The organism is Nitrospira moscoviensis, assembly GCF_001273775.1.
In the GTDB taxonomy this organism is placed as follows: Bacteria; Nitrospirota; Nitrospiria; order Nitrospirales; family Nitrospiraceae; genus Nitrospira_D; species Nitrospira_D moscoviensis.
In genome coordinates, this window is record NZ_CP011801.1 from 294,161 (window position 1) to 318,743 (window position 24,583).

The following is a 24,583-nucleotide window of genomic DNA, read 5'->3' on the forward strand; positions in this document are numbered from 1 at the left end:
ACGCCAGCACTTTTCTAGAAAAACAGCTTCGCACCAACCAAGAAGCCGAACGACGACGCATTCCAGTCGTCCACGCGGAGGCCATTGATCGTGGCGTGGCCGTCGTTTCGCTTGTAGGCCATCTCGGCGTTCAGCGCGAATTGCCTCGTCAACATGTAATCGGCGCCCCAGCCGAGGCGCCATGCGAAGGTATTGCTGGGAGAAATGCGTCCAACGCCGCGGTCTTCGCCAAAGCTGTTGACGTTCACACCGAAGCTCATATTCACATAAGGGCTGATGGGGCCGAATTTGATCGGACGAAGCTCGACGGTCGGCAAGACTGAAACGGTATCCTGATGCCCCAGGTCGGCGGACGGACGTTCCTGATCGACGGCGTGCCGCTCCCATTCCAGCATGAGGCCGACCAGCAGCCACGTATTGAGGCTGTACATCGCTTGGAAGTTGACCAGTGAACCAACATCCGTGGAGCTCCGGAAGCTGTCTGTGATCGATTGTGTCAGCGGAGCGAAACCGGCCCGCATTCCGAGCACCCATTTACCTGCTTCGATGCCGCCAAAATTTTGCCGGCCCTCCTCGGCCCACGCGCTCGGCAGTGGCGCGAGAATCGTGAGAAGCGCTGCCGTGAGTCCTATCACCATCCCGGACCGTACCTGTACGTGCATTGACCCCTCCTGTATGATGGACGACACAGTATCGTTATCCTGAGACTAAGCCGCAAGTCTCATGCCTTGGTGATTCTGCACTGGGAACGCACGAAGAAGCGCGAAGGCAGTGAGTTTCCTCGGTCACGGTGTACCATCTAAGCATTGGTGAGTACTCTGTGACACAGGCCTGTACGGATGAACCTACACGTGCAGCACCGAACTCAATGAGAATGTGCGTGCAGAGTCGTTCGCCTACGCTTCGGCGAGAAAAACACTGACAGAAAGAAGACTGTGGTGGCAAGAAGGACAATGGCGGGACCTGAGGGCACATCCCACCGGGCCGAAATCAGGACGCCGGTGATGGCGGTGGCGACGCCGATCACCACGGAATACCATGTCAGCGTCGTCAAGCTATTCGTCAATTGATAGGCGGTGGACGCAGGGATCAGAATCATGGCGAAGACCAGAATGGCGCCCACGGTCTTCAATGAGACGACCACCGTCAATGCGACCAGTGTCAGCAAGAGGAAAAAAATACGGCGGGCCGGAATACCGGAGGCTTCGGCCATTTCTTGGTCGAACGCGATGAAGTACAGTTCCTTTGAGAACAGCAGCAGGAGGCCCAGCACTAAGACGCTGAGCGCCCCGATCACTCGTAATTCCTCCTCCGTCACCGACAAGACGCTGCCGAACAGATAGCCATACACCTCGGCATTGTAGGTCTTCATCAATCCGATGAAGAGGATGGCGAGCGCCATGGTCGTCGTGTAAAGAATCCCGATCGACACATCCAGCTTCATCCGACCCTTTTCTTCCATCCATCCGGTAATCCACACCGTCGCCAGGCCGAACAGAATCGCCAATCCCAGCGGCGGCCAGCCCATCAAATAGCCGAGCGCCACCCCCGCAAACGCCGCATGCGACGTGCCGGCTCCGACGAAGGCCAGACCCCGCAGCACCACGAACACGCCGATGATCGAACAAAGCCCGCCCACCGTCGCCGCCGCGAGGAGAGAGCGCTGCATGAAGTCGTAGGTCAAAAGATCGAGCATGGAATCAAGCTACTGAACTAGTGATGATGGTGATGATAGTCCTCCACGATGATGAGGTCCCTGTCTGTGATCACCAGGTCTTTGCCGTACACTTGCCTCAAAATATCTGGCTTCAGCACGTCGGCCGGAGGCCCGGCCGCAAACAATCTGGTCTTCAATAAGACCAATCGATCCACCCGTGTGCGGATCAAGTTGATGTCGTGCGTGATCAGTAAGACCGTCAGCTTTAGCTCTTCATGAAGATGTTGGACGAGTTCGATCACGTTATGCTGCGTGGTGATGTCGAGTCCCGTGGTCGGCTCGTCGAGGATCAACACTTTCGGCTGCTGGGCGAGCGCGCGCGCGATGAAGACCCGTTGCTGTTGGCCGCCGGACAACTGGCCGAGTGCGGTATCTTTGTGGCTCTCCATGCCGACATGAGCGAGCGCGTCCATCGCGATGTCCCGATCGTTTCGGCTGGGCCGGCGGAAGAGGCCGAGTGCGCCGTAGCGTCCCATCATGACGGTTTCCAGCACCGTCACCGGGAAATTCCGGTCCACCACGCCCTTCTGCGGCAGGTAGCCGATCTGCGCCCGATGGTGGCAGCGCAGTTCGTCGCAGGCGCAATCGAAAATATGGAGATGTCCCTGGCTGGGCGCCATGAGGCCCAGCACCGCCCGGCACAGGGTCGTCTTTCCAGATCCGTTGGGGCCGATGACACCGACGAACTCGCCGGCCGTGATCGACAGGGTAATATCTTTGAGAGCGACCACGCCCCCCGGAAATTCGAAAGAGGCCTGATCGAATCGAATAATGGGTTCGCGCGACTGGCCCACGGACACGATGCTCCTTCCGGCAGGCGCTCGATCGACTACGTCGTCTCCAGAGCGTTGCACAATTGGAGCACATTATAACGAAGCATGTCGAGGTAGGTTCCCGTCCCCGGCACGCCGCCCGGAAGGGTGGTCAGCACGACGACGCGGGCTTTCGTTTCCTTGGCAAGGAGATCGGGAATCTTCTGGCTCAGCTGCACCTCGGACACAATCACCTTAATCCGCTCTTTCTTGATCCGGGCGATCAGCGATTGCAGATGGAGCGCGGACGGTTCGGTCCCTGATTGCAGTTGGATGACTCCTGCGATCTCGAACCCGAACCGCCTGGCGAGATACGGCCAGGCCGGATGATGCGCGATGAACCGGCGGTCCGATACCTGGCGGACTCGGATGGACAGGTCCCTGACGAGGCGATCCAGTTGTTGGAGATAGGCGGCTTGATTATTCCGAAAGTCGGCGGCATGAGCTGGGTCCGCCGCGATCAGCGCTTCCGTAATATGGCGCAGCATGATGGCGGCATTTTCCGGGTCCAACCAGATGTGCGGGTTCCCGGCCGCTTTCCTGTCCTCACCGGTCTGGTGGTGATCGTCCAGTTGATCGCGCACGAGGCCGATCCCCTGCGATGTGGTGACCACCCGCAGCGACGGGGTGCCGGCATTCTTGACCAGCGAGGAGACCCATACCTCCAGTCCGACCCCTACTTCGAACAGCAACCGCGCCTTCCGGACCGCCACCAAGTCGCTGGGCTTCGGTGAATAGGTGTGTTCATTTTCATAGCCGCTCAGCAACGATGTGACGCGGACATGGCCCTTTCCGACTTGTTCGGTCAAATCCTTGAGCACCGGGATGGTGACCACGATGTTGACCGGCTCCTGGGCTACCGCCGGTGGAATGATGCCGGCGAACATGACCAGTGCGATGAGAAGCGGTGTGACTCGCTGTCCTGCGGATCGGACTGAAAACATCGGCGCGGACCGTAACATCCGGATCGCGCCCTGTCAACGAGGGACGCCGCCTTCTTGACCGCAACGGAACATTCGATTAGCGTAGCGCCGGCTTGGCACTGGAAGTTCGCCTCACACAGACGTCACATTCCGAAGAAAGGATGCTATGAAAGTCGTTGGGTTGATGTCGGGTACATCCGGTGATGGAGTCGACGCGGCCCTCGTTGAGATCGGTCGCCTGAAATCAGGGCTGCACGTGAAAATGCTGGCGTTTCAGCCGCTCCCCTATCCACGCTCATTGCAGCAACGCATTCTGGCCGCCTCCGTCTCAGGGACGGTATCGGAACTCTGCCATCTCAACGCTCTGTTAGGGGAATGGTTCGCCAATGCCGCGCTCGGTGTCATCCGCGCGGCCAATGTGCATCCCAAAGACGTCGGGCTCATCGGATCGCACGGCCAAACCGTGCATCATTTGCCGCACGGCATCAAAGATGCCGGGGTGGGTGCAATCCGCTCCACATTACAGATTGCGGAACCGGCCGTCATCGCTGAGCGAACAGGCATTACGACCGTCGCCGATTTTCGCCCCCGCGACATCGCAGCCGGTGGACAAGGGGCTCCGCTGACCCCGGCGGTCCATGCACTCCTCTTTCGCCATCCGAAGCGGGCCCGCCTGATCGTGAATCTCGGCGGGATCAGCAACGTGACTTATCTGCCGCCCGGCAGCGGCTATGCGGGATTAGTGGCGTTCGATACCGGTCCGGCCAACATGGTCCTCGACGGCCTCATCGCCCGGATGACGAACGGACGGTCGTCCATGGATCGAGACGGGCGGCTGGCCGGTCGCGGACGCGTCGATGGAAGGCTGTTGGCTAAGTTGCTCGCCCATCCGTACCTGTCTCAAGTGCCGCCCAAATCGACCGGTCGGGAAGCGTTCGGCGCCAAGATGATCGACGAGCTGGCGGCCTTGCAACAGACGCGGAACTTGTCCATCGAGGATCTGCTCGCAACCTGCAGCCGGTGGACAGCCGAAGCGGTGGGGACGGCCAGGCGATGGATCGGCGGACGAATCGACGAAGTCCTTGTCGGCGGCGGAGGCGTGCGCAATCGGGCGATCATGGGCTATCTGGCCGACGTGTTCGCCCCTCTCCCCGTCACGACCGTTGAAACCCATGGATGGGACAGCAAGGCGCTGGAGGCCGTGGCCTTCGCGATTCTCGGTTATCAGACGGCCATGGAGCAATGTGGGAACGTTCCGGCCGTCACCGGCGCCGATCATCCGGTCCTTTTGGGCTGCATCGTGCCGAGCGGTCCCGGCTGGATGGCGCGACTCCGGAACGGCGGAAGGGCGCCGAGGCGCTGAACGTGGAGATCACACTTCTTGTCGGCGGCGCCGCCTCGTTGTTGGCGATTGTGTGGCTCTCCCTGCGTGGCACACGGCCATCGGCCGAGGGGGCACCGCCGCCGGTCCTCTCTCCCGGCGTACAGATCAGCCCGACCCCGCTGCTGACTGAATCGGACCTCTCACTCTACAACATGATCCGGTTGGCCGTTCAGGATCAGTTCCTCGTGTTGGCGCAGGTTCCGCTCCTGGCGTTTGTCTCCGTGGAGGCGATGGGGAAGGCGCGCGCGCAGGTGCTCAATCGGATGGCACTCAAGCGGGTGGATTTCGTCCTGCTGCATCCGGGGTCGAGACAGGTGGAGCAGGTGGTGCAGATCGAGGAGCCCTCCCCCCGTCCCCATCAAGTAGAACGTCAACGGGTGATTGAGGCGGTGCTGGACGCGGCGGGGATCAAAGTCGTGAAGGTGCGGGCGCAGAAGGCCTACAGTACGCCGGACCTCGCTACGCTCTTAGGGCTTCAGTCCGAAGAGTGAATTGGAGTTGGGCTGGAGAACTTATTCCGTCTGGGGAGAAGCGTCCGACTTACCGGCCGCCAGTTCGATCGCCTTCCGCGCCAGTTCCGCCTCGGAACTGTCCGGGTACTGGTCGACCACGCGGTCGAACATCATGCGGGCCTTTTCGTGATCTCCCAACTTGCTGTACGTCTGGCCGATCTTCAGGGTCGATGCCGCGAGTTTCGGGCTGAGGGGATAATACGACACGACGTTGTAGAAGGAATTGAGCGCGTCTTTATAACGCCCCAGCCGGTATTGGCATTCGCCGATCCAATATTGGGCGTTGGCGGCCAAGGCGGACTGGCCGTGTAGTTCCATGAACAGTCGGAAGCCGGCCAACGCGGCTTCATAGTCACGATGCTTGAACTCTTCCATCACCCGGTCGTACAAGCGGCGAGAGGTATCGTGCATCTGGGCTGGAGCGGCGATGGCCGGAGCCGCGACTCCCAAGACGGCAACGAGCAGGAACGACGAACAGAATATCCGTGCCATACGGTGCCTCCCTACTGCTCAGGCGAACGTTCCGGTGATTACGCAATCGCTGTGCCATATGGAGGCCGCCATGCTCCGGTGAAGAGACATGAAAACAATGGCTTACGCGTGAATCCTGGGTACAGAAGCAGAACAAATTTTGTCCCTTCCAGCGCCGCCGACAGATTTGTACGACTTGTGTCTGATCCGCCTCGATACGGTCATCGCCGCCGTATCGACGGAAACGTTCAGGCCGGTGACGGAATGAACAGCAACGGTGGTGGGATATGAGCGCGGCTGCCGACTCGATTCCTCCCAATCCGCACGGAGGCAGGACGCTCATTGTGGATGCACAGGATGCCCGGCATTATCCGCGGCCGAGTGCCGCGCTCGAGGAGGCAACCGAGCATGATCAAGTGTACGTCCGGCCGGGGAGGTATGAGGACAAAATATTTCTCAGTGACCGGCCCGTGTGGCTGATCGGTGCGGGCCGCGATGCGGTGCAGATCTTCAATCGGCGGGGCGGTCCCTTGTACTTGCAGCGAGTGTCAGCAGGACGGATCGAGGGCATCACGTTCCGCTACGTCGGCAGTGATCAGCATGCGGCCATGAACGTGCTCGATTCCACCTGCGTCATTACCCATTGCCGGGCAACGGAAGGCATCCTGTCCGGCGTGCTGCTGTACGGCCCGGACTGTCGCGTGGTCCTGGCGGAGAATGAGGTCTGCCGCAATCGCGAGTCCGGTATTTTTGTCTTTGCCGGCGCGCAACCGCGCATCGTGGGCAATCAGTGCCGGGAGAATCACCATTTCGGGATTGCGGTCCGGGACCCGGGGAGCCAGCCGGAAATCGTCCGCAATCACTGCGAAGGGAATATGCTCAGCGGCATCCTGCTCTTTCACCATGCCGCAGGCCTGTTGGCGGACAATGTCTGCCACGGCAACCAGCAATGGGGTCTCGTCCTGACGCCCGATTCCCGTCCCAACCCATCCCTCCAAGAGCTGCCTGCCGCCAACCGGCTCACGGGGAATCCGCGTGGAGCCTATGCTCTGTTGGACCAGCCGCTGGCCGATATCGGACGGTAGCCCGATGTGTAGGCTGGATGTGCTTACGACGATGTGGAGGACAGCGAAGGACCGGACGCGTGCAGCGGCGTATGGAACTGGAAGGAATTGCCCCCTTGCTGTTTCGCGCGGTACATCGCCGCATCCGCGTGTTTCAGCAGGACATCGATCTCGTGGTCATCGGACGGATAGACGGTAATGCCGATGCTCACGCCGATGGAGGCCTGGTGTTCCTTCAGAATGAACGGTTGGGCGAGTGATTCGGTAATGCGCCGTGCGACGATCGCAATATCCCCTTCGCAGGAGAGCCCCTCCAGAATGATCGTAAATTCGTCTCCACCCATTCGCGCGACGGTGTCGACCTCCCGCACGCAGTCCTGCAGCCGTCCCGCCACCGCCTTCAGCAAGTGATCGCCCACGTCATGCCCCATCGTGTCATTGACGGCCTTGAAGCGATCCAAATCGAGCAACATCAGCCCCAAGGGTTGCTGTAGGCGCTTGCTGCGGGCCATGGCTTGGATCAGCCGATCGCGAAAGAGGGTGCGATTCACCAATCCCGTCAGTTGATCGTACTGCGCCAGATAAGTCAGCCGCTCTTCGGCGCGCTTGCGCTCGATCGCGTAACGGATGGAGCGCGTGAGCAATTCCGGTTGGCCTTGTCCCTTCACCAGATAATCCTGCGCGCCGTTCTGCACCGCCTGCAGCGCCAAGGCCTGATCACTGACTCCGCTCAACACGATGATCGGGATCGTGGGGTTCGCCGCCTGAACCTGACGGAGTGTCGGCAGCCCGTACCCGTCCGGGAGCGAGAGGTCCAGCAGCACCGCGTCAAATCGTTCCTTCCCCAAACGTCCGAAGGCCTCGCTCAGCCGGGTGACGTGAACCACGTCGAACTGCTCGATGCTCCATTCGGCCAGAATATCCTGGGTCAGATGGGCATCGACGTCGTTATCTTCGACCAGCAAAATCTTGATCATCGCTCTTCAGGCGCGGTGACCTGTGTCTAGCGCCAATTATAGCGTAAGCCGTTGTGCCAACAAGCGATTGCTGGTTTCGGGGGAATCGAACGCAGTCAGGGGCCGCAGAAAGCAGGCCTCAGGAGAAGAGGCGGCACGTCGTGCCGCCTCTTCTCCTCAAAGAAAGGCTTAGCTGCAGTGCAGGGCTTCGGCTCGCCGGCGGACTTCTTCGGCTTTCTGCGCCTGGCCCAGGTTTTCATACAAGGAAGCGATATTCGCATGCAGATGGGAGAGAAGCTGGCCGAGCTGTGCCTCTTGCGCGATCACGTTGGCTTCGAGCGCCAGCTTCTTTTCCTCGCTCCGGCGGAAGCGCTCCTCCAAACGCTGCACCAACTGGATCCAACCGCGCACTTTGCCCGAGTCCAGATCAGGCAGGGCGGGAAGCGGTTCTGCGCGATCAAGCGCCTTCTCCGTTTGGTTCATCCAGTTGATGAACACCAGAAAGTCGCCCAACGTGATTTTCAGTGCGGATGATGTGCCCTCTTCTTCGATGACGAGATCTTCCATGCGTACTCCTTTGTCTGCTCTGATCGTCCAGAGAAAAGTATTCCCGTCCCCTCTCTTTGCTGATGCAGCCGGCACAGAGCGATGATGTTGTCTTCGGTTCAGGCACCCGGCGCGCAGGACCAATACGCCGGCTGTCCGCTTTCACCTCCCTTCCTCTGAAACGGATGGGGAAGATGCGACTCCTCGGCACCCACAACATCATGTGGAGGCGGAGTAATACTGCGCAACGGCCGGTGTTGTCAACGGTGAAATCTACTGGAAAGGGTTTTTTTCTACTGGTTTCGTTCGAAAGGGCCGACGGCGCTGAAGGAACCGGTCATCGTGGTAGGCGTAGGGGGTATGTGAAAGGTCTCCATGGGATAGGCGCCGCTCGGAAGCTCTTCGGGGCCAACGGCCGCTTCGCAGGCATAACCCGGCTCGAACGGCCATAGGAGCGAACGACCGACGGTGGATCCTCTGACGTGGATATGACGGAAGGTCACCCCCAGCCGGGCGGCGTCCGCTTTCACCTCGTCCAAGCACCCCTCGGGACTGAATGCGCGGCGGGAAATGATGAGAGGGGCGCCGCTCTGGCTGTGATACACGATGAATTCCTCAGCGCACCCGCCCAACAGGCAGCCGATGAGACCGAACGCTGTAAAGAGAGAAGCTTTGGCTCGCATCCCAGTTCCCTATTACGCCGACCCTCTCCTCATAGCATAAGAGCCCCTTATCTGTCCTCCCTCAATGCGAATACGACAAAGTGCGGTTCGCTGACAAAAAACGCCTGTGGCCGAGCAGCGCATTCCCTACGGAAGTTGGGATGGAGGACGGGACCTAACTGATTGCTTTACCAATGGAAAAGACATTCTTCTCGCAGCAACGGAATGGCATGGAAGGTGCGCATATCCCTGCCGTGCGGGCGAGCAGACAATGGAACACCTGTCAGCCACCTAGCTGATGGAGGAGGAGGAGATGAAGATCAAGACGCTGACAATCGCTGGACTGGCGACCCCCAGCAGAGATGGGATGACGTCCACTTATGGGTTGATTCGGAAGGGGCGCCTGGCGGGCTGGGCTGCCCTCATGATCCTTGTAACTTCGACCCCGTCAGTCCTGGCGGATGCCGACATTTATCGCTACGTCAGCCCGAACGGGACTGTCTATATAACCAATGTGCCGTCTGACGCGGCATTCACGCCGATGACGGGCAAAGGACGCTACCACGCGTCGATCTCCGATCGTGAGCTGGAAGAAGCGGTGGCGCGCTATGCTCGGGAATACCGGCTGTCGCCCGCCCTCCTCATGGCGGTGATGAAAGCGGAGTCCGACTTCAATCCCACCGTCATCTCCAAAGCAGGCGCCGTCGGCCTCATGCAGTTGATCCCGGAAACCGCCATTCGTCACGGCGTGCGCAATCTCTATGACACGGGGGAAAATATCGCCGGCGGCGCCAAACATCTTCGCTATCTGCTGGACCGCTTCAATGGAAACATTCGCCTAGCTCTGGCCGCGTACAATGCGGGCGAACGCAAAGTGGACCGGTACCGACAGATCCCGCCGTTCAAGGAAACGAAGACGTACGTGAAGAAGGTGATGGGCTTTTATCGGGATTACCGTTCGAGCACGACGGTGATGGCACTGAACGACACTCTGACCTTGAGATGAGGGTGAACGGACGGCTCTGGACGTATTCCGAGCTAGACCGGCTTCTCGGCGATGTATTCAATGTACTTCCAAAACTCCTTGGCTTCTTCTTCGTTGAGCACTACGGGCGTATTGTTCGCCATCCCCGTCATATAAATCTTCACCGATACTGCATCGTGCCACACCTGCACCTCGCAATGCGTGACGCGATCGAGGTTCAGCGCGCGGTTGCCGATCCGGACGAAATGCACGGAACACTCCCTTCGTCGCGCTGGCGATAGTACAACAAGTCGCTGAATGGGTTCAAAGAGGAGAGAGGAAAGAGAGGCGATTGGTTGCGGGGAGAGGATTTGAACCTCTGACCTTTGGGTTATGAGCCCAACGAGCTACCAGGCTGCTCCACCCCGCGGTCGGATGCTAACAAAGCGCTGAACGGCAAGTCAAGCTGATGGGCCACGCGATTGCATTCCCAGGACCGCGGTGCTAAAGCCTTAAGCATGCGTATCGTTTTTATGGGCACACCGGATTTCGCGGTGCCGTCGTTGGAGGCGTTGCTGCGCTCGGATAATCAAGTCGTCGGCGTGGTGACGCAGCCGGATCGTCCGAAGGGACGGGGCCAGCACCTCATGCCCCCGCCGGTAAAGCTCGTCGCCGAGCGCGCCGGCATTCCTGTCCTGCAGCCGCTGAAGATCCGGACACCGGAATTTCTTGCAGCTCTCTCGGCCTGGAAGCCGGAGCTGATCGCTGTGACGGCCTTCGGGCGGATTCTGCACGCGCCGATCCTGCGGCTTCCACCGAGGGGCTGCGTGAACGTGCATGGCTCCCTGCTGCCGAAATATCGGGGCGCCGCGCCGGTACAATGGGCCGTCATCAACGGCGAAACAGAAACGGGCATCACCACCATGTTGATGGACGAAGGGATGGATACCGGGCCGATGCTGCTGCAGGAGAAGCTCGCGATCCTACCCGAGGATACGGCCGGCACGTTAGCCCCTCGCCTGGCGAAGCTCGGCGGACGGCTCCTTGTCGAGACGATCGCACGGCTCAAGGCCGGTACCCTCACGCCGCAAAAGCAGGATGAGACGGAGGCCACCATGGCACCGCTTCTCAAGAAGGAAGACGGCCTGATGGATTGGACGATGGGGGCTCAAGCGCTGGCGAATCGCGTCCGCGGCTTGTCGCCGTGGCCCGGCGCCTATACGTTTCTCAGTGCGGAGCGGTGGAATATCTGGAAGGTGGTTCCTAACGCCGCTTCGTCCACGGACAAGCCGGGAACCATCGTCGCGATGACGAAACAGTCTATCATTGTTGCGACGGGCCATGGTCTTCTGGAAATTCTCGAAATCCAGACAGCCAACTCCAAGCGCATGCCGGTCGCGCAATTTCTTGCCGGCCATCGTGTGGCGGCCGGCCTTCAGCTGGGCACGGCTGCTCCATAAGACTGTTTAACATCCCGCTCTCATCGCAATCGGCTCACAATGCCTGCTGAACCAATTCAGCTTGCCGACACACCGGCCTCCTCCTCCCGGGCCATGGCGCTTGCTGTCCTCCTCGCCTGTCAACGCAACGATCGTGGGCTCGATGAGCTGATCGAGCAAAAAACTGCGGCCTTGCCGGATCCTCGGGATCGCGCGTTGGTGATGGAGCTGGCCTATGGCGTGCTGCGGCGACAGGAAACGATCGACTGGCGGTTGGGCGCTCTTCTCGGCAAGCCACTGTTCCGGCTTCCGATGATCGTTCAAATGTTGTTACGGTTGGGGACTTACCAGCTTCTCTACTTGGATCGGATCCCCGCTCGCGCGGCGGTGGATGAGACCGTCACGCTGGCGAAATCCTCTGGCAAGCACCTGGGGCGTGATTGGAGCGGATTGATCAATGGAGTCTTGCGCAATCTGATCCGTCTGCCGGAACCACCGCTGCCGGATGCGGCCGCTCATCCTGCAGAAGCCTTGTCTGTCCGTTACGCCGTTCCCTTATGGCTTTGCCGCCGATGGATCGAGCGCCTGGGGGCCGAGCAGGCGGAGGCTGCCTGCCGGGCGAGCAGCACGATCCCCGGCGTGACGCTGCGCGTCAATCGCCGTCGTGTCGACAGGGAGGCGTTGCTGGAGCGTTGGCGGCAAGAGGGGATCCCGGCCCATCCGACCTCCGTCAGTCCATCCGGTGCGACACTCGACAAAGGCCAACCGGTGACCTCCTTGCCGGGATTTCTGACCGGTGACTTCTATGTCGAAGACGAAGCGGCTCAGCTCATCCCGCCGCTCCTCGATGCGCGACCGGGGCAAGTGGTCTTCGATGCCTGTGCGGCGCCGGGCGGGAAGACTACTCATCTCGTCGAATTGATGGACAACCGAGGCCACATTGTCGCGATGGACCGGCAGCAGGAGCGGCTCAAGCTGCTCCAGGAAAATTGCCGGCGGCTCGGTGCCTCGGTCGTTCAACCGGTGCTGGGTGATGCGCGAACGCCGATCGCAGCCTTGAAACAGGCGGCATCCCCGGGAGCATTCGATCGGATCCTGCTCGATGCTCCTTGCAGCGGTGTAGGCGTGTTGCGCCGCCATCCCGACGCGAAATGGAAGAAGCACACCGGCATGTTTGAGCGGCATCGCCAGTTGCAGAGAGACCTCCTCACCGGGGTCTCCGCTGTCTTGCGGCCCGGCGGGGTGCTGGTCTATAGTACGTGTTCGACGGAGTGGGAAGAAACCGAAGCGGTGGTGGGCTGGTTCTGCGAGGCCCATCCCGAATGGACGCGCGAATCCGTGGCCCCGTGGCTTCCCCCCGCCGCTCTCCCCTTTGTCACCGTTCGCGGCGCGCTCTCGACCATGGGCAATGATTGCGGAATGGACGGCTTTTATGCCGCCCGTCTGCGAAAGAAAACGTGATGGGTCATCCGATTTACATCGCTCCGTCGATTCTCTCGGCGGATTTTGCCCGCTTGGCCGATGAGGTCGCAGCGGTCGAGCGGGCCGGCGCGGACCTGTTGCACGTCGATGTGATGGACGGCCATTTCGTGCCCAATCTGACCGTCGGCCCGCCCATCGTCGAAAGTCTGAAGAAGGTGACCAGGCTGCCGCTCGACGTCCATTTGATGATCACCAACGCCGATGCCTTCATCCCGGAATTTGCCGAGGCCGGCGCGGATTATTTGACCGTCCATGTCGAAGCTTGCCCGCACCTGCATCGTACGATTCAGTCCATCAAGGAACGCGGGGTCAAAGCCGGGGTGACGCTCAACCCTGCCACCCCCATCGGATCGCTGCAAGAGATCCTGGGTGATGTCGACTTGGTCTTGATCATGTCGGTCAACCCGGGATTCGGCGGCCAAAAGTTCATTCCCTCGGTGCTCAAGAAGATCGCGGCCGCCCGGACCATGCTGGACCAGATCAAGAGCCATGCGCTGCTCGAAGTCGACGGCGGAGTCAAAGCCGACAATGCGCGCGAGATCGTGGCAGCCGGCGCTACCGCTCTCGTCGCGGGGTCGGCCATTTTCTGCCAGCAGGACTACACCGCCACCATCGCGGCCCTGCGCGCGGCGGGAGAAACGGTCGCGTCTCCGACGCCGCGAGCCGCCGCCCATCGATAGGCAATCAGGGTGGACATTTCCGCACTCATCGACAGTCTGCATCCGTTGGAAGTCAAAGTCCTGACGGCTTTCGGGACCCGTCCGCCAGGGACCGTGCTCGACAGCGAGCAGCTGGCGGCTGCGGCGGAGTTGGAACCGTCTCAGCTCAGCATGGCGATCGAGTGGCTGCTGGCCAAGTCCCTCATCGCGGTTCACGCGGAGACCGTGACTCCCATCGTGTCGCTGACCAAGGTCGGGGAGCAGTATGTCGCCGCCGGCGCCCCGATTGAGCGGGTATTGGCCGCCGCGCGGGAAGCGTCCGGCACGGGCAAGCGGCTCACCATTCCCGATCTCCAGGCGCACGATGGGCTGGATCCCTCCGACGTCAGCAAAGCCATCGGACGACTGAAGAAAGAAGGGGCCGTGCTCATTGTTCAGGGAGGGTGTATCGAGTCGACCGGGCGCCCCAGCCAGACCGTTGAAGCGCTCCGCACCCTGCTGCGGCAAGTCCGCGAGTCGTCGCGTGAGCTGCAGAGCTTTCCCGAGGCCCATCGGCAGGTAATCGAAGACAATGCCGTCAAACGCGGCAACGCCCAAGAGCCGTTCCGGGTGGACGAACGGGTGGCGCGCTCCTTCACACTGTCGTCTGCGGGAGCCGGGGCGGCAGAACAGTTGCTGAAACAAGGCGTGGCGGAAGAGGTCTCCCAATTGAGCCCGGAGCTGTTGAAAGACGGCAGCTGGCGACAGAAGCGCTTCCGGAAGTACACCATCAGCCTGCGCGCCCCCCGTGTCGGGATCGGAAGGAAGCACCCCTATCGCGAATTCCTCGATACGGTGAAGACGAAGCTGATGAGCATGGGTTTTCAGGAAATGCGCGGGTCGCTGGTCGAGACGGAATTCTGGAACATGGACGCCCTTTTCATGCCGCAGTTCCATCCCGCCCGCGACATTCACGACGTGTACTTCGTCAAGCAGCCAACTCACGCGACGAAAATCACCGAACCGTTTTTGACGCGCGTGGCCCAGGCGCACCAGGACGGAGGGAAGACCGGGTCCACCGGGTGGAACTATGCGTTCAATACTGAACGGGCGAAGCGGTTGGTGCTGCGCAGCCAGGGAACGGCCGTCTCGGCGCGGACATTGGCGTCGGCTCCGGCCGTCCCGGGGAAATATTTTTCCATCGCGCGTTGCTTCCGCTACGATCAGGTCGATGCCACCCACGCCACCGACTTTTTCCAGGTGGAAGGCATCGTGCTGGGCGAGGACATCAATTTTCGCACGCTGTTGGGACTGCTGAATCTCTTCGCGCGCGAAGTCGCTCAGGCCAAGGACGTGAAGTTCCTGCCGGCCTATTTTCCGTTCACCGAGCCGTCGGTCGAAATGCACGTGCGCCATCCCCGCCTGGGCTGGATGGAGCTGGGCGGCGCCGGCTTGTTCCGCCCGGAGGTCACGTTGCCGCTGGGCGTCGGCGTACCCGTGATTGCCTGGGGGCTCGGCCTGGACCGGATGGCGATGGTCGCGCTCGGCATTCACGACATTCGCCAGTTGTTTACGGACGACTTGGACCTCGTTCGGACGATGCGAGGCATCTTCTAGACACCGCCATGCCGACGATTTCCATCTTCAAAGACGATTTCGAAGCGCTGCTCGGCGGCAAGGCGAAGGGAGTGGTCTCGATCGAGCAACTGGAGGAGTGGCTCACGCTCGTAAAGGGCGAGCTGAAGGGGCACAATCCCGAAACGGGGGAATTGCGCGTCGAGTTGCAGGACAGCAACCGTCCCGACCTCTGGTGCTGTGAAGGGATCGCGCGGCAGATCCGCATCAAGCAGCAGGGGAAACTGAAGCCGTATGCCTTCTTTGGGAACAAACGGAAGTCGCATCAGCGCCTGATCGTCGGGCAGGGCCTCGAAGAAGTCCGTCCCTACGTCGCCGCCTGCATGGCCAAGGGTTACCGAGTGACCGACCAGGGATTAGCTCAGCTGATTCAAACACAGGAAAAGTTGGCGGATATTTTCGGTCACAAACGCAAGACGGTCTCCATCGGGATCTATCAACTGCCGAAAATCGTGTTTCCCGTCGTCTATGAGTTGGTGAAGCCGGACGAGGCGCGGTTCACGCCGTTGGGCATGGAAACCGTGATGACCTTGTCGGAAATTCTCATGGTCCATCCGAAGGGCTTGGAGCATGGGCATATCTTGGCCGGGCAAAAGCTGGTGCCCTTCTTGCGTGACGCGCAGCATCAGCCGCTCTCGTTCCCTCCCATCATCAATAGCCGCGAGATCGGGGAAGTGCGGGTGGGCGACGAAGAACTGTTCGTCGAGGTGACCGGGACCGACCTCTCGATGGTGATGCTCACATTGAACATCTTCGCGGCGAATCTAGCCGACCGCGGCGCCGACGTCGAGCCGATCGAAGTGCAGTATCCACGAACCACGCCGCTCGGCAAACGGGTCGTGGCGCCGCGAGACCTCGGCCGGCCGCGGACCATCGACATCACCACCATCGAACGGGCGCTTGGTCAGGAACTCGGCGCGAAAACGGTCAAGCAGGCTCTGGAAGTCTACGGATACGACGTCTCGATCGGAAGAGGGACGGTCAAGGCGAAGCTGCCGCCCTATCGCCAGGACCTCATGCATGCGATGGACGTGGTCGAAGACGTGGCGATCAGCCGCGGCTATGGCTCCTTCCTGCCGGTCATGCCGGCGCAGTTCACGGTGGGAGGGCTCTCGCGAATCGAACAGACGTCCGACCGGGCGCGCGAGCTGATGGTCGGGATGGGCTTTCAGGAAATCATCTCCAATATTCTCGGCTCGCCGGAGAACTATTGCAGCGCCATGCGCCTGGACGGTACGGAATGGGGCCGAATGGTCGAGGTCGATAACGCCATGGCCGCGACCTTTTCCTGCCTGCGGCAATGGATGCTGCCCTCGCTGCTGCGCGTCGAAGCCGCGTCGAGCCGGGCCTTCTATCCGCATCGGCTCTTCGAAGCCGGCGAGGTGGCGATCCCTGACGGTTTTCATGAGTTGGGGTCCCGCAGCGAAACCGTACTGGGAGCCGTCATCGCCCACGCGTCCGCCCATTTCTCCGAAATCCACTCCTGCCTCGACGTGCTGTGCTATCACCTGGGCAAAGAATACGGCCTGGAACCGGTCCAGCATCCGTCCTTCCTTGAAGGCCGCGCGGGGCGGATCGTCGTTGGAGGCCAGTCGCTCGGCGTGATTGGCGAGGTTCATCCGGAAGTGCTGGAACGGTGGCAGATCGCCGTGCCGGTGGTGTCGTTCGACCTCAACCTCACGCAGCTCATTGAGGCCGGCGGATAACCTCTCGCCGCGAAGAAGCATTCGACAAGGGGCGGCAGATCGCCGCCCCTTGTGTTGCCCATGTGCGCCAAATCGGAAGAGCGGACGGAGTTACGCGGTGGCGGGAGCCAGGTGCTGTTTGGCCAGACCGCACAGCTTTTCAAAGCCGGCGGCATCCTTGATCGCCATGTCGGACAGGACCTTGCGATCCAACAATACATTGGCTTTCTTCAGCGCGTTGATGAACCGGCCGTAGGTCAAGCCCTGCGCCCTGACCGCCGCGCTGATCCGCGCGATCCACAATTGTCGGAAGTCCCGCTTTCGGTTCTTGCGTCCGGTATAGGCATAGGTCAAGCCCTTATCGACACTCTCCGTAGCCGACCGGAAGAGCCGACTCTTGCCGCCGTACTGTCCTGACGCCAGCTTAATCCGCTTCTTACGACGTTGTCTGGTTTTTGATCCACCCTTTGCGCGAGGCATAATCCATACTCCTTTTCGTGACGACCGTCTCGATTTCCGGTGTTAGCAATAGGGGAGCAACCGATTGAGGGCCATGGTGGCGGTCGTATCCACTACGTCGGTCCCGCTCAAGCGCCGCTTCCGGTCCCGTCCCTTGTGGGTCAGGAGATGCCGTCTGCCGGCCTTCCGCCGGACGATCTTCCCCGTTCCCGTTTTTGCGAAGCGCTTGCTGGCGCCCTTGTGCGTTTTGGCTTTCATAGGTCTTCCTTTGGTTAATCCGTTCGCTGTTCTTCAGTGCTTCGGCGCCACGATCATGATCAGACTGCGGCCTTCCATGCGCGGGGCATATTCGATCGTGCCGGCGTCCGCGAGTTGCTCGATGACGGAATTCATCACCGCCCGTCCCATTTCCTGATTGGCCATTTCGCGTCCGCGAAATGTCAGAGTAACCTTGGTCTTGTTGCCTTCTTCCAGAAACCCCTTCATCTGCCGGATCTTGATCTCTAGATCGTGCTTGTCGGTCCGGGGCCGCAATTTGATTTCCTTGACCTGGGTCGACTTCTGGTGCCGCCGGCTTTGGTGCTCCTTCTTGCTCAGTTCATATTTGTACTTGCCGTAGTCCATGATACGGCAGACCGGGGGCACGGAGGTCGGCGCGACTTCGACCAGATCGTAGCCCTGCTCCTGTGCTTGACGGAACGCTTCAGGCGTGGGAAGGATGCCAAGCTGCTCGCCCTCGGGACCAATCACCCGCACTTCTCGCACACGGATTTCACGGTTCACGCGCAGTTTTGGGACGATAGGCCACCTCTTAGTGTGTAGGTTGAAGATCCTGCTGCGGCCGGGCGGTCTCCTTGCGGAGAAGATCCAGCACTGCCGTCACGGTCATACTGCCCAGGTTTGCCCCGCTCCGTCCTCTGACCGACAAGGTGCCGCTTTGGACTTCGCGGTCCCCCGCCACCAGCATGAACGGCACCTTGGCCTTTTCCGCCTCACGGATTTTGAATCCGATCTTTTCGTTCCTCAGGTCCGCTTCGGCCCGGAAGCCGGCCGCCTTCAACTGAGCGACCACGGCGGCGACGTAATCACGCTGATGATCGGTGATATTCATGACCATGGCTTGCACCGGAGCGAGCCAGGTCGGAAACGCGCCGCCGTAATGTTCGATCAAAATCCCGAAGAACCGCTCGATGGAGCCCATCAATGCGCGATGGATCATAATGGGCTGATGCGGCTTGCCGTCTTCGCCGATGTAGGACAGCGCGAACCGCTCCGGGTTGTTGAAATCCACCTGCACGGTCGAACATTGCCAGGAGCGGCCCAGCGCGTCTTTGATCTTGATGTCGATCTTTGGCCCGTAGAACGCGCCGCCGCCGGGGTCCAGCTCGTATGGAATGTTGCGGTTTTTCAGGGCTGCTTCCAACGCGCTGGTCGCCAGCATCCAATGTTCATCCGAGCCGACCGATTCTTTCGGCCGCGTCGACAAAAACACCTCGAACTCGTTGAAGCCGAACGTCCGCAGAATGAAGAACGTGAAATCCAGCACCCGGCTCACTTCCATTTCCATCTGGTCCGGGCGGCAGAAGAGGTGCGCATCGTCCTGCGTGAATCCGCGGACACGCAACAATCCATGGAGCACGCCGGTCCGCTCGTAGCGGTACACCGTCCCGAGCTCTCCGTACCGGATCGGCAGATCCCGGTAGCTCCGCAGATGCGATTTGTAGATCATGATGTGATAAGGACAGTTCATCGGCTTGAGCTGATATTCACTGCCCTCGATCTTCATCGACGCAAACATATTGTCGCGGTAGTAGTCGACGTGGCCGCTGGTCTTCCAGAGATCCAGGCGGGCGACATGGGGCGAATACACCAATTCGTATCCGTCCTTGATGTGCTGCTCGCGCCAGAAGTTTTCGATCAGGAGGCGGATCGCCGCCCCCTTGGGATGCCACAGGACCAGACCGGGACCGATCTCGTCCTGCACGGAAATCAAATCCAATTCCTTGCCGACTTTCCGATGGTCGCGGCGCTTGATTTCTTCGAGCCGCGCCAAGTGCGCATCCAACTCCGCCTGGGTCGGAAACGAGGTGCCATAGATGCGCTGCAACATCGGATTGCGCTCGTCGCCGCGCCAATAGGCTCCCGCGGTCGTCAGCAGCTTGAAGGCCCCCACGCGGCCGGTCGCGGGCACATGCGGGCCTCGGCAGAGGTCCACGAAGTCGCCTTGCGTGTAGGCCGAGATCGGTTCGTTGTCGGGAAACCCTTGGATCAGTTCGACCTTGTAACCCTCGCCGCGCGACTTGAAGAACTCAATCGCGTCGGCCTTCGTGAACTCGCGCCGTGAAATGGTCAAATTGCGCTTGATAATTTCGTTCGCCCGTGCCTCGATTTTCTCCAAATCGTCGGGCGTAAAGGGCCGTTCGAAGGCAAAATCATAATAAAAGCTGTCTTCCAGCGCCGGCCCGATGGTCAATTGGGCAGAGGGAAATAACTCCTTCACCGCCTGGGCCATGATGTGGGTACTGCTATGCCGATAGACTTCGCGTCCTTCGGCACTGGCGAACGTAATGGGCTCCAAGGTGGCGTCTTCATGCAGAGGTTTGGAGAGGTCCACGATCTGTCCGTTAACCTTGGCAGCGAGCAAGTCGCCGCGATCCCTGACGCCCAGCGCCGCGAGTGCCGCCCCTACTGTTTCACCGGGCCGCACCTCGCTGCTGCGACCGTCGTTCAGTGTGATCTTCATGGATGTAGAAGGTTCTGTCCCAAAAACGACAAAGGCACCCGCCTCCGAGAGGCAAACGAGTGCCCTCAGTTGGATGGTAGGCGCGGACGGTCTTGAACCGTCGACCTCTACCGTGTCAAGGTAGCGCTCTCCCCCTGAGCTACGCGCCTATCGTCCGGATGGGCATGCTAATATAGGCCACGAGGCAGTGTCAAGAAATGCACAGCGAAGGAGGCGGTCATTCAATAGGAAAACCGCCTCCTTCGCGACGGCAGGATGATCCGTGCGGATAAAAAACTTATTTCACAGCCGAGCGGAGCTCTTTCCCGGCGGAAAACTTCGGAACCTTGGCGGCCGGGATCTTGAGAGCTTCACCCGTTCGGGGATTGCGGCCCATGCGGGCCTTGCGCTTGGAAATGGTAAATGTGCCGAAATTGACCAGCGATACCCTTTGGCCCTTCTTCAGCGAGGACGTGACGGCTCCGGTAAACGCTTCGAGGGCGGTACCGGCGGCGACTTTGGTGATTCCGGCTGAGGCGGCCATCTTCGCGATGAGTTCTTCCTTCGTCATCTAGTCCCCTCCTTGGTTAGTTGAATGATTCGCCCACATTGATTGCGTACAGGCCCAACTTCATGGAGCTATACCGTACGGACGGCTTTCGTCCTGATGCGCTTCAAGGGAATATGAAGATCGACGATTTTCTTCCGCAGCGTGTTGCGATTGAGCCCCAGCAGTTCCGCAGCCTGGATTTGATTGCCCTGTGTTTCACGGAGCGCGGAGGCGATCAACGGTCGTTCGACCGCAGAAATGAGAATCGGGTGCAGATTGCGGGCCGACCCATTGCGCATGCCTTTGACGAAGTCGCCCATTTTCATTTCGAGGTAGCCTTCCAGCGAGGCGTCGCGGAACTTGCCGTTCAGCGCATGGCCGTTGGGCTGAGTCATCGATTGCATCACCTTGGCGGTGCGCTTCAGGACGGTCCGCGAGCCGGTCAGGATCAACGTACGAGAAGGGTCGATGTATGGTGGCAGCGCTGCGGCGGCGTCCTGCCCGTCCCGAGCCTCCACGACGACGGCGTCGAACGGCCGTTTCAGCGGTTCTTTTTCAAGCGCAGCGCGATCGCGCACGATGGTGATAGAGGCGTCCTTGAAGAGTTGTTTGAACTGCGCCTGCACATCCGCATCGGCCGTGAGCAGCAGGACTGTAAAGACAGATGAAGAGACCGGCATGAAGGCACCACGCGAAGAGGGCGGGATTATTGCCCAGGGTGCACAGGATGTCAATTGCTATTTGGATCAATCGGCTGCGATCTCCGACTGGTCTGACTTTCCGACAATCGGGTTTGAAAATGCGCGGGGACTTTCCCGGCACATAAAAAAGGTTGTTCACGGGAGACAATAGGACATCGGATGAGGAGATCATTCGACCGAACCGGGTCGCCGGTTCACAAAGGAGGTCTTGACACAAGCTATCAAGCGTCTGTATAAGAAGCGGTATTTCCTACCGGAATACTAGAGTATGAAGGTGTCCCAGCGTGTAACTTATGGAATCCTGGCAGCAGTTGACCTCGCTATGAACGGCAAGGAGATGCCGATCCAGGCGCGGGCGATCGCGCGCCGCCAAGGAATTCCGGTCCGTTTTCTGGAACAAGTCCTCCATGCGATGAAAAAAGCCGGCTTGGTCGAAAGCCAGAGAGGGGCACAGGGAGGTTATCTCCTGACACACGAACCGGCGGCGGTCTCGATCGCGGACATTCTCGAAGCGTTGGAAGGACCGGTGTTTCATCGATCATTTGCCGGCCATGGAGTCGGCGCCCGACGCGCCACCAAACCGGAACTGTTATTGGGCGATGTCTGGGAACAGGTGCAGCAGGCGGAGCGGAAAGTGCTCGAAGGGATTACCGTCGAACAGTTGGCGGGGCGCCAACGAGCGATCGACGCCCAACGCAACCCGATGTACCACATTTGACGTGCAGCCCTCCTTTACGACGAGAGAGGAGACGAGATATGGATTCGGTCCAGCCCCTCGCCATTCCCAAAATTGAAACCAGTCCGATCCCCCCGGCGATCGCTGAAGAAATCGAAACCTTCGAGGCCGAGGCCCAACGGGCGTTGACAGGAGAGGTCTCCGGCGATCTCTTCAAACCCTTCCGCCTGCAATACGGCATCTATGGGCAGCGGCAGCCCGGCGTGCAGATGGTGCGGATCAAGATTCCATTCGGCGGCATTTCCGCGAATCAGCTCCGCCGGGTGGCCGAATTGGCCGATCGTTATGCCACCGGCGTCGGGCATGTCACGACCAGGCAGGACATCCAGATGCATTTCGTCGAGCTGAAGGATGTGCCGGCCATCATGCGCGGCTTGGCTGAAGTCGGCCTCACGACCAGGGAAGCATGCGCCAATACCGTTCGCAACGTCACCGCCTGCCATCTGGCCGGGGTGTGCCAGGGTGAAGTGTTCGACGTGACGCCCTATGCGAAGACCGTCGCCTATCATCTGCTGCGCAACCCGCTGAACCAAAGTTTGCCGCGGAAGTTCAAAATCGCCTTCTCCGGTTGCCTGCACGACTGCGCGCTCACGCCCATTCACGACATCGGGCTGCTGGCCTTAAAAAAGACCGACGGCACGATCGGCTTTCGCATGGTGGCCGGCGGCGGGCTCGGCGCCGCGCCGCGCTTGGCCCAAGTGCTCCGTGGGTTCACGCCGATGGACGAGTTGATCCCGAGCATCGAAGCGGTCATCAAGGTCTTCGATACATTGGGGAACCGGAAGAACCGCAACAAGGCTCGCATGAAGTTCGTCATCGAAAAGTTGGGGTTCGAGGAATTCAAGCGGCGCTGGGAGGCGGCCTATACCGCCATGGGCTTCGCGCTGCCGAATCACAAGCCCCTCACGCTGCTCCAACATCGGGACGCTCCACCGCCGCTCATCATGCCGACCCGTAACGGTACAGTGAATGGGAACGGGAACGGCAGCGGCGTCCATGCAACCGGTCGCGAAACGCCGTTCGAGATGTGGAAACGCACCAACGTCGTGAAGCAAAAGCAGGACGGCTACGTCACGGCGGCGGTCAAATTGTTCATGGGGGACATCACGGCCGAGCAGATGTTGTTTGTGGCGGATCTGGCCGAGCGGTATTCCAACGGCAATCTCCGCACGACGATCAACCAGAATCTGGTCATTCGCTGGATTCCGGCCGACATGATCGCGGACCTCTACGAGGACCTCGCGTCCCGCGGCCTGGCGGATCCGGGCGCTGAGCTGGTCGAAGACATCATCGCCTGTCCCGGCACCGATACGTGCGGTCTCGGCATCACCTCATCCAAAGGCCTCGCGCGGGCTTTGGCGGAAGTCTTTCCGGCCGGCCGCGTGCCGGCGGATCTCCAGGATGTGAGCGTCAAGATCAGCGGCTGCCATAACTCCTGCGCGCAGCATCATATCTCCACGATCGGCCTGCACGGGGTCGGCAAGCGGCTCGGCGACCATGTCGCCCCGCACTATGAATTGCACCTCGGCGGCTCCGTCGACGGCACGCCCAAGATCGGCCAGATGACCGTGAAGCTGCCAGCCAAGGCGGTGCCGGCCGCGATTTCCCATTTGATCGACGTCTATCGGCGCGACCGCCGACCGAACGAAGGACTGCCGGCCTTCATCGCCCGCGCCGGCAAGAACAAACTCAAAGACGAATTGATTCCCTACACCATCGTGCCGCCCTACCACGAGGACCCCACCTTCTACTACGACTGGGAAGGCGAGGAAGAATTCGTCCTCGAGGATCTCGGCCCCGGGGAATGCGCCGGCGGCGCGCTCGAAATGATCGAGAACGGCATCCTGGAGGCGGACCAGGAGCTGTATCAGGCCAAGCTGCTGGTCGAGAAGCATCAATATTCCGTGTCGGTGAACAAGTCGTATCGCGCCGTGCTGGCCGCGGCGAAAGCGCTTCTGGTTACGGAGGGATTGGATCCGGCGACCGATGCGGAGGTGTTTCAGGAATTCGAACGCCGCCTGGCGCCCAAGGGCATTGTCCCATCGATGTACCGGGATCTCGGTAAGCAAGTGGGAGATCTGGGCCCGAAGGATACGACGGCTCAATCGGCGCAGGAGAAGATGACCTTTGCCAAGGGCTTTGTCGATGCCTGCCGTGCCGCAACAGAGAAGATGGGCAAGGACCTCAAGTTCGGCGCCGTGCCGGAAGAACCTCGGCAGGCCGTCGCAGCCAAGCCAGCGGCGATTCAACCTGCGCCTGCGCCGGCCGCGCCCGCTCCCACCGGCGCGCCGGTCTACGATCTGCGCGGCGTCGCCTGCCCGCTGAACTATGTGAAGACGAAGCTCAAACTGGAAATGATGGATGCGGGCGAGCGACTGGAAGTCTGGCTGGACGCCGGGGAACCGATCAAAAACGTGCCCATGAGTCTCAAGAACGACGGACACAAGATCCTTTTGCAAGAAGCGCTGGAGCCGGAAGCGGCCCATTACCGCGTGCTGGTGGAAAAGGTCGAAGCATAACGGAAC

General features: G+C 60.4%; 26 protein-coding genes and 2 tRNA genes. 11 read left to right on the forward strand and 17 right to left on the reverse strand.

Annotated elements, in window-relative coordinates:
- Positions 1–14: 14 nt before the first annotated feature.
- From NITMOv2_RS01360 to NITMOv2_RS01375, 4 genes are all read right to left on the reverse strand, one after another.
- Positions 15–662, reverse strand: coding sequence for an outer membrane beta-barrel protein (locus NITMOv2_RS01360; RefSeq protein WP_083447660.1), 648 nt, complete (start codon positions 660–662; stop codon positions 15–17).
- Between the two features lie 203 nt (positions 663–865).
- The gene (locus NITMOv2_RS01365) at positions 866–1,696 is read right to left on the reverse strand and encodes a metal ABC transporter permease (RefSeq protein WP_053378186.1); all 831 of its coding nucleotides are present in this window, start codon (positions 1,694–1,696) and stop codon (positions 866–868) included.
- A gap of 17 nt (positions 1,697–1,713) precedes the next feature.
- On the reverse strand, positions 1,714–2,511 hold the full coding sequence (locus NITMOv2_RS01370; RefSeq protein ID WP_187299324.1) for a metal ABC transporter ATP-binding protein: 798 nt from the start codon (positions 2,509–2,511) through the stop codon (positions 1,714–1,716).
- A gap of 35 nt (positions 2,512–2,546) precedes the next feature.
- Entirely contained in the window at positions 2,547–3,491 is a 945-nt protein-coding gene (locus NITMOv2_RS01375) for a metal ABC transporter substrate-binding protein (RefSeq protein WP_083447662.1), read from the reverse strand.
- 127 nt (positions 3,492–3,618) lie between these two features.
- Between NITMOv2_RS01375 and NITMOv2_RS01380 the strand changes: the two genes are divergently transcribed.
- The gene (locus NITMOv2_RS01380; protein WP_053378189.1) at positions 3,619–4,815 is read left to right on the forward strand and encodes an anhydro-N-acetylmuramic acid kinase; all 1,197 of its coding nucleotides are present in this window, start codon (positions 3,619–3,621) and stop codon (positions 4,813–4,815) included.
- 2 nt (positions 4,816–4,817) lie between these two features.
- A complete protein-coding gene (locus tag NITMOv2_RS01385) occupies positions 4,818–5,327 on the forward strand; it encodes a DUF2726 domain-containing protein (protein WP_053378190.1) in 510 nt (169 codons plus the stop codon).
- A 21-nt stretch (positions 5,328–5,348) separates the two neighbouring features.
- On the opposite strand, the gene ybgF is transcribed toward NITMOv2_RS01385, so the two are convergent.
- Positions 5,349–5,840, reverse strand: a complete 492-nt coding sequence (gene ybgF / locus NITMOv2_RS01390; protein WP_053378191.1) for a tol-pal system protein YbgF — start codon at positions 5,838–5,840, stop codon at positions 5,349–5,351.
- 266 nt (positions 5,841–6,106) lie between these two features.
- Between ybgF and NITMOv2_RS01395 the strand changes: the two genes are divergently transcribed.
- The gene (locus NITMOv2_RS01395) at positions 6,107–6,904 is read left to right on the forward strand and encodes a right-handed parallel beta-helix repeat-containing protein (RefSeq protein ID WP_053378192.1); all 798 of its coding nucleotides are present in this window, start codon (positions 6,107–6,109) and stop codon (positions 6,902–6,904) included.
- Between the two features lie 23 nt (positions 6,905–6,927).
- Here the strand turns inward: NITMOv2_RS01395 and NITMOv2_RS01400 are convergent, their stop codons facing one another.
- The 3 genes from NITMOv2_RS01400 to NITMOv2_RS01410 all read right to left on the reverse strand — a co-directional run bounded on the left by NITMOv2_RS01400 (position 6,928) and on the right by NITMOv2_RS01410 (position 9,068).
- A complete protein-coding gene (locus NITMOv2_RS01400; protein ID WP_053378193.1) occupies positions 6,928–7,860 on the reverse strand; it encodes a GGDEF domain-containing response regulator in 933 nt (310 codons plus the stop codon).
- A gap of 168 nt (positions 7,861–8,028) precedes the next feature.
- Complete coding sequence (locus tag NITMOv2_RS01405) at positions 8,029–8,406, reverse strand: hypothetical protein (RefSeq protein WP_053378194.1); 378 nt, start codon at positions 8,404–8,406, stop codon at positions 8,029–8,031.
- Between the two features lie 272 nt (positions 8,407–8,678).
- Entirely contained in the window at positions 8,679–9,068 is a 390-nt protein-coding gene (locus NITMOv2_RS01410) for a hypothetical protein (protein WP_053378195.1), read from the reverse strand.
- A gap of 292 nt (positions 9,069–9,360) precedes the next feature.
- Here NITMOv2_RS01410 and NITMOv2_RS01415 point away from each other — a divergent pair, with 292 nt between their 5' ends.
- Positions 9,361–10,053, forward strand: coding sequence for a lytic transglycosylase domain-containing protein (locus tag NITMOv2_RS01415; RefSeq protein WP_187299325.1), 693 nt, complete (start codon positions 9,361–9,363; stop codon positions 10,051–10,053).
- Positions 10,054–10,085: 32 nt separating this feature from the next.
- On the opposite strand, the gene NITMOv2_RS01420 is transcribed toward NITMOv2_RS01415, so the two are convergent.
- Both NITMOv2_RS01420 and NITMOv2_RS01425 read right to left on the reverse strand, forming a co-directional pair.
- On the reverse strand, positions 10,086–10,283 hold the full coding sequence (locus NITMOv2_RS01420) for a hypothetical protein (protein WP_053378197.1): 198 nt from the start codon (positions 10,281–10,283) through the stop codon (positions 10,086–10,088).
- An 81-nt stretch (positions 10,284–10,364) separates the two neighbouring features.
- A tRNA-Met gene (locus NITMOv2_RS01425) sits at positions 10,365–10,441 on the reverse strand.
- A gap of 88 nt (positions 10,442–10,529) precedes the next feature.
- On the opposite strand from NITMOv2_RS01425, the gene fmt reads away from it, so the two are divergent.
- From fmt to pheT, 5 genes are read left to right on the forward strand one after another with little or no spacing between them, the layout of a single operon-like run.
- Positions 10,530–11,471 carry a methionyl-tRNA formyltransferase gene (gene fmt / locus NITMOv2_RS01430; protein WP_053378198.1) on the forward strand — a complete coding sequence of 314 codons (942 nt, stop codon included), beginning with the start codon at positions 10,530–10,532 and terminating at the stop codon, positions 11,469–11,471.
- 39 nt (positions 11,472–11,510) lie between these two features.
- Positions 11,511–12,911 carry a 16S rRNA (cytosine(967)-C(5))-methyltransferase RsmB gene (gene rsmB, locus NITMOv2_RS01435; RefSeq protein ID WP_083447664.1) on the forward strand — a complete coding sequence of 467 codons (1,401 nt, stop codon included), beginning with the start codon at positions 11,511–11,513 and terminating at the stop codon, positions 12,909–12,911.
- Entirely contained in the window at positions 12,911–13,612 is a 702-nt protein-coding gene (gene rpe, locus NITMOv2_RS01440; protein ID WP_053378200.1) for a ribulose-phosphate 3-epimerase, read from the forward strand. The genes rsmB and rpe overlap by 1 nt, the downstream gene beginning before the upstream one ends.
- 9 nt (positions 13,613–13,621) lie before the next feature.
- The gene (gene pheS / locus NITMOv2_RS01445) at positions 13,622–15,187 is read left to right on the forward strand and encodes a phenylalanine--tRNA ligase subunit alpha (RefSeq protein ID WP_053378201.1); all 1,566 of its coding nucleotides are present in this window, start codon (positions 13,622–13,624) and stop codon (positions 15,185–15,187) included.
- A gap of 8 nt (positions 15,188–15,195) precedes the next feature.
- On the forward strand, positions 15,196–16,911 hold the full coding sequence (gene pheT, locus NITMOv2_RS01450) for a phenylalanine--tRNA ligase subunit beta (protein WP_053378202.1): 1,716 nt from the start codon (positions 15,196–15,198) through the stop codon (positions 16,909–16,911).
- Positions 16,912–17,001: 90 nt separating this feature from the next.
- Here the strand turns inward: pheT and rplT are convergent, their stop codons facing one another.
- The 7 genes from rplT to NITMOv2_RS01485 all read right to left on the reverse strand — a co-directional run bounded on the left by rplT (position 17,002) and on the right by NITMOv2_RS01485 (position 21,301).
- A complete protein-coding gene (gene rplT, locus NITMOv2_RS01455; protein WP_053378203.1) occupies positions 17,002–17,370 on the reverse strand; it encodes a 50S ribosomal protein L20 in 369 nt (122 codons plus the stop codon).
- Between the two features lie 42 nt (positions 17,371–17,412).
- Positions 17,413–17,607: a 50S ribosomal protein L35 gene (gene rpmI, locus NITMOv2_RS01460; protein ID WP_053378204.1), complete on the reverse strand. Its 195-nt coding sequence runs from the start codon at positions 17,605–17,607 to the stop codon at positions 17,413–17,415.
- Positions 17,608–17,640: 33 nt separating this feature from the next.
- Positions 17,641–18,150 (reverse strand): translation initiation factor IF-3, encoded by a 510-nt coding sequence (gene infC, locus NITMOv2_RS01465; protein ID WP_053378205.1) that lies wholly within the window; start codon positions 18,148–18,150, stop codon positions 17,641–17,643.
- 10 nt (positions 18,151–18,160) lie between these two features.
- On the reverse strand, positions 18,161–20,092 hold the full coding sequence (thrS, locus tag NITMOv2_RS01470; protein ID WP_053378206.1) for a threonine--tRNA ligase: 1,932 nt from the start codon (positions 20,090–20,092) through the stop codon (positions 18,161–18,163).
- Positions 20,093–20,166: 74 nt separating this feature from the next.
- A tRNA-Val gene (locus NITMOv2_RS01475) sits at positions 20,167–20,241 on the reverse strand.
- 128 nt (positions 20,242–20,369) lie between these two features.
- Positions 20,370–20,642 (reverse strand): HU family DNA-binding protein, encoded by a 273-nt coding sequence (locus tag NITMOv2_RS01480; protein ID WP_053378207.1) that lies wholly within the window; start codon positions 20,640–20,642, stop codon positions 20,370–20,372.
- Between the two features lie 68 nt (positions 20,643–20,710).
- The gene (locus NITMOv2_RS01485) at positions 20,711–21,301 is read right to left on the reverse strand and encodes a helix-turn-helix domain-containing protein (protein ID WP_053378208.1); all 591 of its coding nucleotides are present in this window, start codon (positions 21,299–21,301) and stop codon (positions 20,711–20,713) included.
- Between the two features lie 289 nt (positions 21,302–21,590).
- Here NITMOv2_RS01485 and NITMOv2_RS01490 point away from each other — a divergent pair, with 289 nt between their 5' ends.
- Positions 21,591–22,040: an RrF2 family transcriptional regulator gene (locus tag NITMOv2_RS01490; protein ID WP_083447666.1), complete on the forward strand. Its 450-nt coding sequence runs from the start codon at positions 21,591–21,593 to the stop codon at positions 22,038–22,040.
- Between the two features lie 38 nt (positions 22,041–22,078).
- On the forward strand, positions 22,079–24,577 hold the full coding sequence (locus NITMOv2_RS01495; RefSeq protein ID WP_053378210.1) for a sulfurtransferase TusA family protein: 2,499 nt from the start codon (positions 22,079–22,081) through the stop codon (positions 24,575–24,577).
- The last annotated feature ends 6 nt before the right edge of the window (positions 24,578–24,583 follow it).

Excerpts from the sequence above, each read along its gene's own strand:
- NITMOv2_RS01485 (WP_053378208.1), bottom strand. The coding sequence starts at position 21,301 with ATGCCGGTCTCTTCATCTGTCTTTACAGTCCTGCTGCTCACGGCCGAT.
- NITMOv2_RS01400 (WP_053378193.1), bottom strand. The coding sequence starts at position 7,860 with ATGATCAAGATTTTGCTGGTCGAAGATAACGACGTCGATGCCCATCTG.
- rpe (WP_053378200.1), top strand. The coding sequence starts at position 12,911 with ATGGGTCATCCGATTTACATCGCTCCGTCGATTCTCTCGGCGGATTTT.
- NITMOv2_RS01395 (WP_053378192.1), top strand. The coding sequence starts at position 6,107 with ATGAGCGCGGCTGCCGACTCGATTCCTCCCAATCCGCACGGAGGCAGG.
- ybgF (WP_053378191.1), bottom strand. The coding sequence starts at position 5,840 with ATGGCACGGATATTCTGTTCGTCGTTCCTGCTCGTTGCCGTCTTGGGA.
- NITMOv2_RS01480 (WP_053378207.1), bottom strand. The coding sequence starts at position 20,642 with ATGACGAAGGAAGAACTCATCGCGAAGATGGCCGCCTCAGCCGGAATC.
- NITMOv2_RS01380 (WP_053378189.1), top strand. The coding sequence starts at position 3,619 with ATGAAAGTCGTTGGGTTGATGTCGGGTACATCCGGTGATGGAGTCGAC.
- thrS (WP_053378206.1), bottom strand. The coding sequence starts at position 20,092 with ATGAAGATCACACTGAACGACGGTCGCAGCAGCGAGGTGCGGCCCGGT.
- NITMOv2_RS01415 (WP_187299325.1), top strand. The coding sequence starts at position 9,361 with ATGAAGATCAAGACGCTGACAATCGCTGGACTGGCGACCCCCAGCAGA.
- fmt (WP_053378198.1), top strand. The coding sequence starts at position 10,530 with ATGCGTATCGTTTTTATGGGCACACCGGATTTCGCGGTGCCGTCGTTG.
- NITMOv2_RS01410 (WP_053378195.1), bottom strand. The coding sequence starts at position 9,068 with ATGCGAGCCAAAGCTTCTCTCTTTACAGCGTTCGGTCTCATCGGCTGC.
- NITMOv2_RS01495 (WP_053378210.1), top strand. The coding sequence starts at position 22,079 with ATGGATTCGGTCCAGCCCCTCGCCATTCCCAAAATTGAAACCAGTCCG.
- NITMOv2_RS01375 (WP_083447662.1), bottom strand. The coding sequence starts at position 3,491 with ATGTTACGGTCCGCGCCGATGTTTTCAGTCCGATCCGCAGGACAGCGA.
- pheT (WP_053378202.1), top strand. The coding sequence starts at position 15,196 with ATGCCGACGATTTCCATCTTCAAAGACGATTTCGAAGCGCTGCTCGGC.
- NITMOv2_RS01405 (WP_053378194.1), bottom strand. The coding sequence starts at position 8,406 with ATGGAAGATCTCGTCATCGAAGAAGAGGGCACATCATCCGCACTGAAA.
- NITMOv2_RS01360 (WP_083447660.1), bottom strand. The coding sequence starts at position 662 with ATGCACGTACAGGTACGGTCCGGGATGGTGATAGGACTCACGGCAGCG.
- rsmB (WP_083447664.1), top strand. The coding sequence starts at position 11,511 with ATGCCTGCTGAACCAATTCAGCTTGCCGACACACCGGCCTCCTCCTCC.
- rplT (WP_053378203.1), bottom strand. The coding sequence starts at position 17,370 with ATGCCTCGCGCAAAGGGTGGATCAAAAACCAGACAACGTCGTAAGAAG.
- NITMOv2_RS01490 (WP_083447666.1), top strand. The coding sequence starts at position 21,591 with ATGAAGGTGTCCCAGCGTGTAACTTATGGAATCCTGGCAGCAGTTGAC.
- NITMOv2_RS01365 (WP_053378186.1), bottom strand. The coding sequence starts at position 1,696 with ATGCTCGATCTTTTGACCTACGACTTCATGCAGCGCTCTCTCCTCGCG.
- rpmI (WP_053378204.1), bottom strand. The coding sequence starts at position 17,607 with ATGAAAGCCAAAACGCACAAGGGCGCCAGCAAGCGCTTCGCAAAAACG.